This is a genomic window from Variovorax sp. V116, from assembly GCF_041154435.1.
GTDB lineage: Bacteria > Pseudomonadota > Gammaproteobacteria > Burkholderiales > Burkholderiaceae_C > Variovorax > Variovorax paradoxus.
This window is the reverse complement of record NZ_AP028661.1, coordinates 3,477,752-3,491,332: the sequence shown is the minus strand read 5'-3', so window position 1 is coordinate 3,491,332 and position 13,581 is coordinate 3,477,752. Positions and strand designations below refer to the sequence as shown.

Genomic DNA, 13,581 nt, shown 5'->3' with positions numbered 1-13,581 from the left:
TTGATGATTTGTGGCGCCGGCTTTGATGCGCAACAGGCATCAAAGCCCGCGCCCTGCCGTGAACGCGCCGCGTGCCTGTATGGGTATCCAGTTGTTTGGCGGCGACTGACTACAATCCGCCCCCATGGCGACTCCCCCCAAGACTCCCCCCAGTTCATCGTCCGCGTCCTCCGGGTACTCGGAAGGCTCCATCCGCGTGCTCAAGGGCCTGGAGCCCGTGAAGCAGCGCCCGGGCATGTACACCCGGACCGACAACCCGCTGCACGTCATCCAGGAAGTGCTCGACAACGCCGCCGACGAGGCGCTGGCGGGCCACGGCAAGAAGATCAAGGTCACGCTGCATGCCGACAACTCGGTCAGCGTCGAGGACGACGGCCGCGGCATTCCCTTCGGCCTGCATCCTGAAGAAAAAGCCCCCGTGGTCGAACTGGTCTACACCCGGCTGCACGCCGGCGGCAAGTTCGACAAGGGCTCGGGCGGCGCCTACAGCTTCTCGGGCGGCCTGCACGGCGTGGGCGTGTCGGTGACCAACGCGCTGTCGAAGCGGCTCGAAGTCACGACCCACCGCGAAGGCTCGGTCGCCAGGCTGGCCTTCAGCGGCGGCGACGTGATCGAGCCGCTGCAGGTGCGCAAGCTCGAAGCCGGCGAGCGCAAGCAGGGCACCACCGTGCGCGCCTGGCCCGACGCCAAGTATTTCGAGACCGCCGCGCTGCCGATGGCCGAGCTCACCCACCTCTTGCGCAGCAAGGCCGTGCTGATGCCGGGCGTGAGCGTCACGCTCACGGTCGAGAAGACCAAGGAAACCCAGCAGTGGCTCTACAAGGGCGGCCTGAGCGACTACCTGATGCAGACGCTCAACGGCGACCCCGTGATCCCGCTGTTCGAAGGCAGCGGCCACGCCGACAAGAACGCCGACAACTTCGCCGAGGGCGAGGGCGCCGACTGGTGCGTGGCCTTCACCGAAGACGGCCAGCCGGTGCGCGAGAGCTACGTCAACCTGATTCCCACCAGCGCCGGCGGCACGCACGAGAGCGGCCTGCGCGACGGCCTGTTCACCGCGGTGAAGGGCTTCATCGAGCTGCACTCGCTGCTGCCCAAGGGCGTGAAGCTGCTGCCCGAGGACGTGTTCGCACGCGCCTCGTACGTGCTGAGCGCCAAGGTGCTCGACCCCCAGTTCCAGGGCCAGATCAAGGAACGCCTCAATTCGCGCGATGCCGTGCGCCTGGTGTCGAGCTTCGTGCGACCGGCGCTCGAGCTCTGGCTCAACCAGCACGTCGACTACGGCCGCAGGCTTGCCGAGCTGGCCATCAAGGCCGCGCAGACGCGCCAGCGCGCCGGCCAGAAGGTCGAGAAGCGCAAGGGCTCCGGCGTGGCCGTGCTGCCCGGCAAGCTGACCGATTGCGAGAGCAAGGACATCAGCCACAACGAAGTCTTCCTGGTCGAGGGCGACTCCGCCGGCGGCAGCGCCAAGATGGGCCGCGACAAGGAAAGCCAGGCCATCCTGCCGCTGCGCGGCAAGGTGCTCAACACCTGGGAAGTGGAGCGCGACCGGCTGTTCGCCAACACCGAAATCCACGACATCTCGGTGGCCGTGGGCGTCGATCCGCACGGCCCCACCGATTCGCCCGACATGAGCGGCCTGCGCTACGGCAAGATCTGCATCCTCTCGGATGCCGACGTGGACGGCTCGCACATCCAGGTGCTGCTGCTCACGCTGTTCTTCCGCCACTTTCCGAAACTCATCGAAGCCGGCCACGTGTATGTCGCAAAGCCGCCGCTGTTCCGCGTCGATGCGCCTGCGCGCGGCAAGAAGCCGGCCTCCAAGGTCTATGCGCTCGACGAGGGCGAACTCACGGCCACGCTCGACAAATTGCGTAAAGATGGCGTGCGCGAAGGCGCCTGGAGCATCAGCCGCTTCAAGGGCCTGGGCGAAATGAGCGCGGAACAATTGTGGGAAACCACGCTCAATTCCGATACCCGACGCCTGATGAAGGTGCAATTGGGGCGCTTCGACTTCAGCTCCACCCAGGGCGAGATCACCAAGCTCATGGGCAAGGGCGAGGCAGCCGCCCGGCGCGAACTGATGGAACTGCGCGCCGACGATGTCGACATCGATGTTTGACCACCCTCGTGAAAATTCCAGATTTCATGCGTCCGTTGCTCCTGGCCCTGCTGCTGTGCGCGCAGCAGGGGCTCGCGCACGCCGCTGACGTCTACGGCTACATCGACAGCAAGGGCGTGGCGCACTTCGCGTCGGAAAAGATCGACGAGCGCTACCAGGTCTTCTTTCGCCGCGGCCAGAGCTTCGACACCGCGCAGGGCCTGGCGCCGTTCGCGCGCGGCGGGCGCAAGCTCGATGGAAAGGTGCCGCAGGCCTCGCAAACCCTGCTGGCGCTGTTCGAAGCCTCGCCAAGCTACAAGACCGCCAAGGCCGCGCTGCGCGATGCGTCGAACAAGCATTCGATCGACTACGAACTGCTGCAGGCACTGATCGCCACCGAATCGGGCTTCGATGCCCAGGCCGTTTCGCCCAAGGGCGCGATGGGGCTCATGCAACTCATGCCGGCCACCGCGCAGCGCTACGGCGTCGCAGCCGACAAGCGCAGCACCATCGAGAAGAAGCTGTTCGACCCGCGCATCAACATTGCCGCGGGCTCGCGCTACCTGCGCGACCTGATCGCCATGTTCCCGGGCCAGATCGAGCTGGCGCTCGCTGCCTACAACGCGGGCGAGGGCGCGGTGCAGCGCGCGGGCAACAAGATCCCCAACTACAAGGAAACGCAGAACTACGTGCAGACCGTGCTGCAGCTCTACGCCTACCTCAAGCCGTCGGCCGGGGGCTCGGCCATGGCGGGCGGCGGCGCGCGCGGCGGCAAGGCGCCGGGGCGCATCCGCATGGAACTCACGGTGCCCAAGGGCGGTGCCCTGGGCCGCGGCAACATGCCGCCCGATTCGCCGGGCGCCATGCCGGCCATGCCCGATGCGCCCGAGCCATCGGCGGTGCCGGACAGCGGCCCGGACGCTCCGGTGTCCTGATGGCCCGCCCCGCCTTTCCCCGCCGATGAAGGAGCCCTTCTTCATGCACCGCCGAAGCTTCGTCCTTGCGACCGCCGCCTGTGCGGTGGCCGGGGCCGCGCGCGCGCAGCACGCGGCCACCCACGACACGCTGCCGCCGGCGCCTTCGTCGAAGGAGCCCTATGCGCGGCTGCAGGGCGGCGTTCCGCACCACATGACGCCCGAGCAGGAAGCACAGCGCGTCACCGACAGCCCCGCACCGGCCGGCCCGCAGGGGCGCTGGGAGCAGCGCGCGGCCTTGCCCATTCCGCGCAGCGAGATGGCCTGGGCCACTGCGGCGCAAGGGCGGATGCACGTGGTCGGCGGCTATGGCGAGGGCGCGGTCAACCGCGACTACCACCACATCTACGACCCCAAGGCCGACGGCTGGCTCGACGGCGCACCGCTGCCGCGCGGCGCCAACCACGTGGCGGTGGCGGCCGATGGCGACCGGATCTACGCCCTGGGCGGGTTCGTCGAGCAGAACCGCCGCTCCGACACCAACGCCTACGTGTACGAGATCGCAGCCAACCGCTGGAGCGCCATCGCGCCGCTGCCGCGACCGCGCGGCGCCGCGGCCGCGGTGATGCAGGGCGGCGTGCTGCACCTGATCGGCGGCGCCTCCGAGCCTGCGGCCGAACGCGCGAGCGTGGGCTGGCACGAGGTCTACGACCCCAAGGCGGACCGCTGGTCCTCCGCCAAGCCGCTGCCCGGTGCGCGCGACCACGTGGGCTGCGTGGCGCACGGCGGCCAGATCCACGTGATCGGCGGGCGCTTCAACACCTTCGAATACAACACCGACCTGCACCACGTCTACCTGCCCGCGCGCGACACCTGGGAGCTGCGTGCGCCGCTGCCCACGGCGCGCTCGGGCCACGGCCTCGTGGTGTACCGCGGCCGCTTCTTCGCGATGGGCGGGGAGGGCGGCTTCCTGGTGGGCGGCGTGCCGCGCCAGGCCAGGGTGTTCGGCCAGATGGAGAGCTACGATCCCGTGGCCGACAGCTGGCAGCGCCATGCCCCGATGCCCACGCCGCGCCATGCGGTGGGCGCCGCGGTGATCGGCGACTGGATCTACGTGGCCGGCGGCGGCGCGGTGCTCGGCGGCGCCGTGCAGTCCGCAGTGCACGAGGCTTTCACACTAGGCTGAACGCGCAAGCGCACGGCCCGCAACTGTTTTTCTTTCTCTCTTCTCCATGGACGACTCCCAACCTCCGCTCGATCTCCAGGGTCCCACCGACGGCGACACCACCCTCACACTGGCCGACTACGCACAGACCGCCTACCTCGAATACGCGCTCAGCGTGGTCAAGGGCCGCGCGCTGCCCGACGTGTCCGACGGCCAGAAGCCGGTGCAGCGGCGCATCCTGTATTCGATGTCGCGCATGGGCCTGGGCTTCGGCGGCGCCAACGGCACCGTGGGCGCCAAGCCGGTCAAGAGCGCGCGCGTGGTCGGCGACGTGCTCGGCCGCTTCCACCCGCACAGCGACCAGGCCGCCTACGACGCGCTGGTGCGCATGGCGCAGGATTTTTCGCAGCGCTATCCGCTGGTCGACGGCCAGGGCAACTTCGGCAGCCGCGACGGCGACGGCGCCGCGGCCATGCGCTACACCGAGGCGCGCCTCGCGCGCATCACCAGCCTGCTGCTCGACGAGATCGACGAAGGCACGGTCGACTTCATCCCCAACTACGACGGCAGCACCGAGGAGCCGCGCCTTCTGCCCGCGCGGCTGCCCTTCACGCTGCTCAACGGCGCGAGCGGCATCGCGGTCGGCCTGGCCACCGAGATCCCGAGCCACAACCTGCGCGAGATCGCCGATGCCTGCGTGGCGCTGATCAAGTCGAACGGCAAGCTCAGCGACGAGGAGCTGCTGCAGATCGTGCCCGGCCCCGACTACCCGGGCGGCGCGCAGATCATCAGCGGCCCGGCCGACATCGCCGACGCCTACCGCACCGGCCGCGGCTCGCTGAAGGTGCGCGCGCGCTGGAAGATCGAGGACCTCGCGCGCGGCCAGTGGCAGCTGGTGGTCAACGAGCTGCCGCCGGGCGTCAGCACGCAGAAGGTGCTCGAGGAAATCGAGGAAATCACCAATCCGAAGGTCAAGGCCGGCAAGAAGGCGCTCTCCGCCGACCAGACCCAGCTCAAGGCCGCGATGCTCTCGGTGCTCGACGTGGTGCGCGACGAGTCCAGCAAGGACGCCGCGGTGCGCCTGGTGTTCGAGCCCAAGACCTCGCGCATCAGCCAGGACGAGTTCATCACCACGCTGCTTGCGCAGACCTCGCTCGAAACCTCGTCGCCGATCAACCTCACGATGGTGGGCATCGACGGCAAGCCCACGCAGAAGTCGCTGCGCCAGATGCTCAACGAGTGGATCGCGTTCCGCGAGGTCACCGTCGAGAAGCGCTCGCGGTTCCGCCTGAACAAGGTGATGGACCGCATCCACATCCTCGAGGGGCGGCAGCTGGTGCTGCTCAACATCGACGAGGTGATCGCGATCATCCGCGCGGCCGAAGATCCGAAGGCTGCGCTGATCGCGCGCTTCAATCTCAGCGAAATCCAGGCGGAAGACATTCTTGAAATCCGGCTGCGCCAGCTTGCGCGGCTGGAGGCCATCAAGATCCAGCAACAACTCGACGAGCTGCGCACGGAGCAGAAGAAGCTCGAGGACATCCTCGGCAGCCCGGCCGCGCTGCGCCGCCTGCTGGTGAAGGAAATCGAGGCCGATGCCAAGACCTTCGAAGACCCGCGCCGCACGCTGATCCAGGCCGAGAAGCGCGCCGTGGCCGAAGTGAAGGTGGTCGACGAGCCTGTGACCGTGATCGTCTCGCAGAAGGGCTGGGTCCGCGCGCAGAAGGGCTGGGCGAGCGAGAAGGCCGCGGCGAACGGCGCCAACGGCTCGGCCGCGCCAGAGTACAGCTTCAAGTCGGGCGATGCGCTCTACGGCGCCTTCGAATGCCGCAGCGTCGACACGCTGCTGGTGTTCGGCTCGGCCAAGGACAAGAGCGTGCGCGTCTACACCGTGCCCGTGGCCTCGCTGCCCGGTGCGCGCGGCGACGGCCAGCCCGTGACCACGCTGATCGAGCTCGATGCCGGCACGCACGTCACGCACTTCTTCGCGGGCCCGGTGGGCGCCAGCGTGCTGCTGGCCAACACCGGTGGCTACGGCTTCATTGCCACCGTCGAGAACATGATGTCGCGCCAGCGCGGCGGCAAGGCCTTCATCGACGTGGGCGAGGGCGAGCAGCTGTGCCGCCCGTCCCTGGTAGGCGGGGCGAGCGGCGCCGAGCCGATGCCGGCCGCCACGCACGTGGCCTGCGCCTCGACCGGCGGCCGCATCCTGACCTTCGACATCGCCGAGCTCAAGAGCCTGCCCAAGGGCGGCCGTGGGCTCACGCTGATCGACCTCGACGCCAAGGACACGCTGGCGGGTGCCGCGGCCTACACGCGCAGCGTGAAGATCGAAGGCATCGGCCGCGGCGGCAAGGAGCGCGATGAAACCCTGGAAATCCGCACGCTCAACAATGCGCGCGGCAGCCGAGCGCGCAAGGGCAAGGCGGCCGACCTCGGCTTCAAGCCGACGAGCATCGTGCGGGTGCTGTGATGGGCGGCATCGACATCAGCATCATCGGCCTCGTGATCGCGGTGATCACGGGCCTTGCAAGCTTCTGGTTCGGCCGGCGCATGCGCCTGAAGCGCGGGGCCAAGCAGCGCGAGAAGGACCGCATCGCGGCGCAGGCCGGCGAGACCCGGCAGCAGCGCCGGGCGCGCGAGCGCAAGGAACGCGGCTAGCGCCTTTTCGCCTCAGCGCAGGCCCTGCCACCAGCGCTCGTTGGTGCGGGCCTTTCCCACCGTGAGCACTTCGCCGATCACCGGCGTGGCGAGCTCGATCTTCTTGGCCTGCGACAGGTCGGCAATGCGGTCCAGCGGATCGTGCCAGGTGTGGAAGGCGAGGTCGAAGGTGCTGTTGTGCACCGAATAGAGCACCTTGCCGCGCAGGTCCTCGAAGGCCTGCACGCTCTGCTCGGGCGTCATGTGGACGGCCGGCCAGTAGGCGTCGTAGGCGCCGTTTTCCATCAGCGCCAGGTCGAAGCCGCCGAAGCGCTCGCCGATCTGCTTGAAGCCCGCAAAGTAGCCCGAGTCGCCGCTGTAGAAGATGCGCTGCTCGCCGCTTTGCACCACCCATGAAGCCCACAGCGTGCGGTCGCGGTCGGTCAGCGTCCGGCCCGAAAAGTGCTGCGCCGGCGTGGCGGTGAGCTTGACGCCGTCGTGCTCGCTGCCTTGCCACCAGTCGAGCTCCGTCACGCGCTCCGCAGGCACGCCCATGGCCACCAGCCGCGCGCGCACGCCCAGCGGCACGAAGTAGCGCTGCACGCGCAGCGCGAGGTACTCGATGGTGGCCACGTCGAGGTGGTCGTAGTGGTCGTGCGAGAGGATCAGGCCTTCGATCGGTGGCAACTGCTCGAGCGTGAGCGGCGGCTTGTGGAAGCGCTTGGGACCGACGAAGGTGAACGGCGACGCGCGCTCGCTGAACACGGGGTCGATCAGCCAGTACTTGCCCTGCAGCTTGAGCAGGTGCGACGAATGGCCGAGCCGCACCACGTGGTTGGCCCTGGGGTCGAGCGCCTCCAGGTCGGCGGTGGACAGCATGCGCACCGGGATCGGGTCGACCGGCACGGTGCCCACCTTGTCGCCGACGATGAAGCGCGACCAGATCCGCCAGCCGCTGGCCGAAGGCAGCACGTCCGGGTTCGGCGGGTTCTGGAAGCTGCAGCCCTTGAACTGCGGCGATGCGTCGTAGCGCGCCTCGCATCCGCTGTTGCTGGTGCAGCCCGCGACGAGCGCGCAGCTCGCCGCGAAGAGCGAGGTGCCATAGCTGCGAAGGCGGCGCTTCAGAAAGGAGATCATGGCGAGGTGTTGTCCGGTTTTTGCGGCGCGAGCTTAGCCGCCGCCCCGCCACCAATGGTTTCAGCGGCAGAAACATTCGGCGCACAGGGACATTTCCGCGCCGCTCGTCGTATGCCATGCGTTCTATGGCCGCCTGCGGCATCGCGCGGCACACTGAAGCGCGCCACGTTCCGCGGGCTTCAAGGAGGCGACCAGACCATGAGCAGCAACCGCTATCCCATCATCTACGTGCGCGGCTACGCCATGACCGAGGCCGAGCGCGACGACACCGCGGCCGATCCGTTCTGCGGATTCAACGTGGGCTCCACCGTCTACCGCGCCACCGTGAAGAAGGATGCGCCGGCGCAGAAGTTCGTCTTCGAATCGCCCGTGGTGCGCCTCCTGGCCGACTTCCAGTACCAGAGCGTCTACCAGAACGGCCTCGATATCCTCGACAACGACTGGAAGCCTTCGCCCGACGAAACCGGCAAGGACGTGGACGGCATTCCGGCCGCATCGATCGTCATCTACCGCTACTACGACGGCGGCTCGGAGCTGCTGGGCGACGGCAAGTCGCGCGACGTGAAGATCTACGCGCAGGGCTTGAGCAAGCTGATCCTTCGCGTGCGCGACCTGGTGGCACTGCGCGAAGGAGCCGCTTTCTCGCCGGCCGACTTCCGCTGCTACCTGGTGGCGCACTCGATGGGCGGGCTGGTGGTGCGGGCCTTCCTGCAGAACCCGGCGCTCGGCGATGCGGCGGCGCGCGCCTGCGTCGACAAGGTGTTCACCTACGCCACGCCGCACAACGGCATCGACATGGGCGGCATCAACGTGCCGGCCTGGCTCACGGCCAACGAGATGAACACCTTCAACCGCGAGCGGATGTCGGAGTTCATGGACACGGCGCCGGTCGACGGCCGCATGGACTACCTGCCGGCCGCCGCGTTTCCGCCCGAACGCTTCTTCTGCATGGTGGGCTCCAACCGCGGCGACTACGAGGCCGCCAAAGGCCTCTCGCGCATGTTCGCGGGCCACGGCAGCGACGGGCTGGTGCGCATCGAGAACGCCTCGCTCTGGTCCATCGACGAGGCCAGGCGCAGCAAGCCGGTGGCCACCGCCTACGCCTTTCGTTCGCACTCGGGCTACTTCGGCATCGTCAACTCCGAGGAGGCCTACCAGAACCTCGTGCGCTTCCTGTTCGGCGACGTGCGCGTCGATCTCTGGTTCGAGGTCGATGGCGTGACCCTGCCGCCGGACCTGCCCAAGGACGCCGACGTCGACGCGCTCTACCAGGTCGAACTGCTGGCCGCGCCGCGCGGCAAGCGCTGGTACCTGAGCCGGCGCGTGGCCGAGGAAGACTCGCCCGCCTGCCGCACGCACAAGGAACTGACCGACCCCGAAAAGCCCGAGCGCCGCTCGATCTATCTCTCGACCGTGTTCCTTGCCAACAAGGCGCGCGTGAAGCAGGACCGGCCGACGCTGGCCTATGCGATGACGCTCGGCGTGCGCGTGCCCGACTACCAGGTGAACAAGAAGTTCTGGCTCGACGGCCACTACGAAGGCAGCTCGCTGTTCCGCGACACGCTGGTGATCGAGATCGCGCCGCCGCAGCCCGACGACCCGGCGCAGAACTGGAACGTGAAGTACGGCTGGCAGACCGACACCGCGGGGCAGGCCTCGCTGCCGATGAGCCCCAAGCAGCTGGCCGATGGCAAGCTGCAGTTCATCGTGCCGCTTTCGAGCCTGGGCGCGGCACCGGCGGCGCCCGGCATCAGCGGCAAGGTGCGGCTGGAGGTGAGCGCCTGGAGTTGAGGGGCGCGTCGTCCGGCGGGTGCCGGCGTCATACTCGGGGCGGTCCAGGATCCTGCCTTCTCCTCCTCCCCCATGAAAACTGCCGTTCTCGTCATCGACATGCAGCGTGGCCTCTATGACGACCTGCCGCGGCCCCACGAGGCCGCCGAGGTCGCGCAGCGCATCAACGAGCTCACCGCGCGTGCGCGTGCCGCGGGCGTGCCGGTGGCGTTCATCCAGCACGAGAACGCCGTCGACCTCGAATTCGATTCCGAGCGCTGGCAGCTTTCGAGCGCGCTGGAGGTCGGTCCGGACGACACGAAGATCCGCAAGGCCACGCCCGATTCGTTCCTGCGCACGCCGCTGCAGGCATGGCTCGCGGGGCATGCGGTGCAGTGCGTGGTGGTCTGCGGCTACTCGTCGGAGTTCTGCGTGGACACCACCGCGCGCCGCGCCGCAGCGCTCGGCTACGAGGTCGTGCTTGCGGCCGACGCGCACACCTCGCACGACAAGCCGCACGCCACCGGCGACTTCATCCGCGCCCACCACAACGCCACGCTGTCGGACATCACGAGCTTCGGCGTGCCGATCCGCGCGGTGCCCAGCGCGAAGATCGTGTTCTGACCGTTCAGTCCGCTCCGCGCCGCCACACGCGCGCGAGCGCGGCCAGCTTGCCCTTGAAGCTCAGCCGGTCGTTCGACAGCGCGTCGATGAAGTCCGACAGCCGCTGCGACTTCACCATCGTGTAGATCGTGAGCCAGGTCGTGAAGACGAACACCACGCCGAACCAGAGCGCCTTGCGCCACAGCGGCGCGTCGGCCTCGGCCAGCAGGTTCATGCCGAGGAAGCCCGTGGTCACCGTGCCGATCAGGCCGAACAGCGTGACCACCGTGAGCCGCACCACGGTGCTGGCCTGCCGGCGCAGGCTGTCGGCATCCAGGTAGGTGTTCATGTCGGCGATGCGCGCCTTGACCTCGTCGTAGAGCGGGTCGAGCCCGAGGTGCGCGGTGCACATGTGGGAGAGCGCGCGCACCTGCGCCTGCTCCGAGATCTCGTGGAACCAGTAGCGGTGCGTGAAGCGCAGGAAGCGCTCGAAGCTCGAGCGGATCGCGCGCTTGAACTGCTTCACGCTCGGCGTGCTGTGGATGTCGAGCCGCTTGAGGGCCTCGACCAGCTGGTCCGAGAACATCAGCAGCGCCGCCTTCTGGAAATGCGCGATCAGGAACAGCAGGAAGTGCTGGTGGCGGAACTGCGCGAGCACGCCGCGGTCGCGGCAGCAGAAGAATTCGGAGCGTGCATCGCCCACCACGATCAGCGCATGGCCGTTGCACAGGTAGCGCGTGTTGGGCGCCGCGCCGGCATCGACCCAGAAGCGGTCGTAGCAGTAGCGGTGCTCGAAGTCGGCCAGGTGCTGCTCCGCGTAGGGCAGGTGGGCATGCTGCGCCGCATCGGCCTCGGCCGCGCCGGTGACGAGGCCGAGCCGGATGAAGTCGTTGCGCGAGAGGCGCTTCGGATCGTCGAGCGAAAGGTAGGCCATCAGCGGCATGCGGTAGTACTCGATCTGCCGGTAGCGCAGCGCGCCGGGCTCGTCGGAATGGTCGCTCACCAGCGGCTGCATCAGGTAGGCCCAGTGGGCCGAGATGCGCGGCGCGCGGTGCTGGGCCACGTGCGAGAGAAAGGCTTCGCGCTGCTGCGCATCCGAGCGCGCGAGCACGCGGCCGTCGGCGGCCAGCCATTCGACGCTGGCCATGCAATGCAGCGCGCCGCCCTCGGCGTTCCAGCCCGCAGGGTAGGCGCGGCCGAAGCGGTAGAGCAGGTCCTGCGCCTGTGCAAGGCTCAGGTGGTTGGCGCCGACCTCGAGGTTGAGCAGCACCACGTCGATGTCGAAGAAGAAGTACAGGTCGCAATGCACCACGTCGAGCGTGATCGGCGCGTCGCCCTGCTGCGCCACCACGCGCACGGCCGCAATGTCGTGGCGGCGGAAGATGCGCATCGGCGAATCGCCGTCGCTGCCGGTGCCCGTGCCGTCCTTGTTCTTCGAGCGGCCCTCGCCGTAGAGAAAGCGCTGCACGTAGGGCAGGAAGCTCACGAACTCGTTGTAGTGCCGCTCGTGGAAGCGGCTGCTGTCGCCGGTGTATTCGTCGATCTCCTCGCGCCAGGGCGAGGCCTCGCCCATCTCGCGCAGCACATGCCAGGGGCCGTGGTGCGTGGGCTTGGCGTCGGGCGCCGGCACCAGCCGCAGCGGCCAGAGCAGGGCTTGCCTGAAATGCTGCACGGCAGGAGGTGCAAGCACCTCTGCGGACGCGATGGCCTCGGATGTATTCAGCATCGCGCGAGTGTAGGCAGAAGGGCTGTCAAAACACTGACCTAGGGAAATCCCTGGCTTGGCCTGAAACCGGTTTCATATAAGCTGCAAGCATTGCTTTCGAGGCATGCGCACGGCCACGCCGTGCTCGCCCCACCCATGAACTACCAGTTTCAATTCGACGCCGTCTTCGCTGCCTGGCCGCTGCTGCTCAAGGGCACCTGGATCACGATCCAGCTCTCGCTCGTGGCCACGCTGCTGGGCCTGGTGGTCGCGATTTTTTGCGCCTGGGGCAAGACCTCGGGGCCCGGTTGGCTGCGCTTTGTCGTCAACGCCTACATCGAGGTGATCCGCAACACGCCGTTCCTCGTGCAGCTGTTCTTCTTTTTCTTTGCGCTGCCGGCCATCGGGCTGCGCTGGTCGCCGCAGACGGCCGCGCTGGTGGCCATGGTGGTGAACCTGGGCGCCTACGCCACGGAAATCATCCGCGCGGGCATCGAGTCGATTCCCAAGGGGCAGATCGAGGCGGGCAGGGCGCTCAACCTCAAGCCCTGGGAGATCTTCCGCTTCGTGATCATCAAGCCCGCGCTCAAGGCCATCTACCCGGCGCTCACGAGCCAGTTCATTTTGCTGATGCTGAGTTCGGCCGTGGTGTCGGTCATCTCGGCCGACGACCTGACCTCGGTGGCCGCCAACCTGCAGTCGCAGACCTTCCGCAGCTTCGAGATCTACATCGTGGTGGCCGCCATCTATCTTGCGCTGGCATTGGCCTTCTCGGCGATGTTCAAGCTGATCTACAAGCGCACGCTCAACTACCCGGACCGCCGGTAGCAGGCCCCAGAGCGGAGCAGGAAAAAACCATGCGTACCTTCGGCTTTCCCGAATTCCTTTTCATCCTCGAAGCGGCCAAGTGGACGCTCGCGCTGTCGGCCATTGCCTTCGTGGGCGGCGCGATCCTGGGGCTTGCCATCGCGCTCATGCGCACGTCGGAGTCGCCCTGGGCGCGCGGCGTGTCGACCACCTTCATCCAGATCTTCCAGGGCACGCCGCTGCTGCTGCAGCTGTTCCTGGTGTTCTTCGGCGCGCCGGTGCTGGGGCTGGACATCAACCCCTGGGTGGCGGCCGGTGTTGCGCTCATCCTGAACAGCGCCGCCTTCCTCGGCGAGATCTGGCGCGGCTGCATCGAGGCCATTCCGCGCGGCCAGTGGGAGGCGGCGCAGGCGCTCAACCTCAAGTACGCGGCGCGCATGCGCGACGTGGTGCTGCCGCAGGCGCTCAAGATCGCGCTCGCGCCCACGGTGGGCTACGTGGTGCAGATCATCAAGGGCACGTCGCTCGCCGCGATCATCGGCTTCGTCGAGGTCACGCGCGCCGGGCAGATCGTCAACAACGCCACCTTCCAGCCGCTGGTCGTGTTCTCGGTGGTGGCCGCTATCTACTTCGCGATCTGCTGGCCGCTGTCGCTGCTCGCGGCGCGCATGGAGCGCAAGCGCGCGCGGGCGCTGGCCCGCTGATTCCTTTTCCCTTTCACATTGCTTCCTTCTTTATC

The 13,581-nt window shown here is 67.9% G+C and carries 11 protein-coding genes; 9 read left to right on the top strand and 2 right to left on the bottom strand.

What is annotated here, in order from left to right:
* The first annotated feature begins 124 nt into the window (after positions 1–124).
* Genes ACAM58_RS16600 through ACAM58_RS16580 form a run of 5 tightly spaced genes read left to right on the top strand, consistent with a single transcriptional unit; the run spans position 125 to position 6,841 of the window.
* Entirely contained in the window at positions 125–2,122 is a 1,998-nt protein-coding gene (locus ACAM58_RS16600; protein WP_369663112.1) for a DNA topoisomerase IV subunit B, read from the top strand.
* A gap of 26 nt (positions 2,123–2,148) precedes the next feature.
* Complete coding sequence (locus ACAM58_RS16595) at positions 2,149–3,036, top strand: transglycosylase SLT domain-containing protein (protein WP_049809385.1); 888 nt, start codon at positions 2,149–2,151, stop codon at positions 3,034–3,036.
* Between the two features lie 43 nt (positions 3,037–3,079).
* A complete protein-coding gene (locus tag ACAM58_RS16590; RefSeq protein WP_028256240.1) occupies positions 3,080–4,201 on the top strand; it encodes a kelch repeat-containing protein in 1,122 nt (373 codons plus the stop codon).
* Positions 4,202–4,247: 46 nt separating this feature from the next.
* The gene (parC, locus tag ACAM58_RS16585) at positions 4,248–6,653 is read left to right on the top strand and encodes a DNA topoisomerase IV subunit A (RefSeq protein WP_028256241.1); all 2,406 of its coding nucleotides are present in this window, start codon (positions 4,248–4,250) and stop codon (positions 6,651–6,653) included.
* Positions 6,653–6,841, top strand: a complete 189-nt coding sequence (locus ACAM58_RS16580) for a hypothetical protein (RefSeq protein WP_012748521.1) — start codon at positions 6,653–6,655, stop codon at positions 6,839–6,841. Before parC ends, ACAM58_RS16580 begins: the two co-directional genes overlap by 1 nt.
* Positions 6,842–6,853: 12 nt before the next feature.
* On the opposite strand, the gene ACAM58_RS16575 is transcribed toward ACAM58_RS16580, so the two are convergent.
* Positions 6,854–7,957: an MBL fold metallo-hydrolase gene (locus tag ACAM58_RS16575; RefSeq protein ID WP_369663111.1), complete on the bottom strand. Its 1,104-nt coding sequence runs from the start codon at positions 7,955–7,957 to the stop codon at positions 6,854–6,856.
* A 198-nt stretch (positions 7,958–8,155) separates the two neighbouring features.
* On the opposite strand from ACAM58_RS16575, the gene ACAM58_RS16570 reads away from it, so the two are divergent.
* Positions 8,156–9,748 (top strand): triacylglycerol lipase, encoded by a 1,593-nt coding sequence (locus ACAM58_RS16570; protein ID WP_012748519.1) that lies wholly within the window; start codon positions 8,156–8,158, stop codon positions 9,746–9,748.
* A 72-nt stretch (positions 9,749–9,820) separates the two neighbouring features.
* The gene (locus tag ACAM58_RS16565) at positions 9,821–10,351 is read left to right on the top strand and encodes a cysteine hydrolase family protein (protein WP_307596548.1); all 531 of its coding nucleotides are present in this window, start codon (positions 9,821–9,823) and stop codon (positions 10,349–10,351) included.
* Between the two features lie 4 nt (positions 10,352–10,355).
* Here ACAM58_RS16565 and ACAM58_RS16560 read toward each other — a convergent pair whose 3' ends face one another.
* Complete coding sequence (locus ACAM58_RS16560; RefSeq protein ID WP_369663110.1) at positions 10,356–12,056, bottom strand: hypothetical protein; 1,701 nt, start codon at positions 12,054–12,056, stop codon at positions 10,356–10,358.
* A gap of 135 nt (positions 12,057–12,191) precedes the next feature.
* Here ACAM58_RS16560 and ACAM58_RS16555 point away from each other — a divergent pair, with 135 nt between their 5' ends.
* Both ACAM58_RS16555 and ACAM58_RS16550 read left to right on the top strand, forming a co-directional pair.
* Positions 12,192–12,863, top strand: a complete 672-nt coding sequence (locus tag ACAM58_RS16555; protein WP_012748516.1) for an amino acid ABC transporter permease — start codon at positions 12,192–12,194, stop codon at positions 12,861–12,863.
* Between the two features lie 29 nt (positions 12,864–12,892).
* On the top strand, positions 12,893–13,546 hold the full coding sequence (locus ACAM58_RS16550; protein ID WP_307596546.1) for an amino acid ABC transporter permease: 654 nt from the start codon (positions 12,893–12,895) through the stop codon (positions 13,544–13,546).
* The last annotated feature ends 35 nt before the right edge of the window (positions 13,547–13,581 follow it).

Bases quoted from the DNA above. Each gene is read 5' to 3' on its own strand.
- ACAM58_RS16570 (WP_012748519.1), top strand. From the start codon at position 8,156: ATGAGCAGCAACCGCTATCCCATCATCTACGTGCGCGGCTACGCCATG.
- parC (WP_028256241.1), top strand. From the start codon at position 4,248: ATGGACGACTCCCAACCTCCGCTCGATCTCCAGGGTCCCACCGACGGC.
- ACAM58_RS16580 (WP_012748521.1), top strand. From the start codon at position 6,653: ATGGGCGGCATCGACATCAGCATCATCGGCCTCGTGATCGCGGTGATC.
- ACAM58_RS16560 (WP_369663110.1), bottom strand. From the start codon at position 12,056: ATGCTGAATACATCCGAGGCCATCGCGTCCGCAGAGGTGCTTGCACCT.
- ACAM58_RS16550 (WP_307596546.1), top strand. From the start codon at position 12,893: ATGCGTACCTTCGGCTTTCCCGAATTCCTTTTCATCCTCGAAGCGGCC.
- ACAM58_RS16575 (WP_369663111.1), bottom strand. From the start codon at position 7,957: ATGATCTCCTTTCTGAAGCGCCGCCTTCGCAGCTATGGCACCTCGCTC.
- ACAM58_RS16595 (WP_049809385.1), top strand. From the start codon at position 2,149: ATGCGTCCGTTGCTCCTGGCCCTGCTGCTGTGCGCGCAGCAGGGGCTC.
- ACAM58_RS16565 (WP_307596548.1), top strand. From the start codon at position 9,821: ATGAAAACTGCCGTTCTCGTCATCGACATGCAGCGTGGCCTCTATGAC.
- ACAM58_RS16590 (WP_028256240.1), top strand. From the start codon at position 3,080: ATGCACCGCCGAAGCTTCGTCCTTGCGACCGCCGCCTGTGCGGTGGCC.
- ACAM58_RS16600 (WP_369663112.1), top strand. From the start codon at position 125: ATGGCGACTCCCCCCAAGACTCCCCCCAGTTCATCGTCCGCGTCCTCC.
- ACAM58_RS16555 (WP_012748516.1), top strand. From the start codon at position 12,192: ATGAACTACCAGTTTCAATTCGACGCCGTCTTCGCTGCCTGGCCGCTG.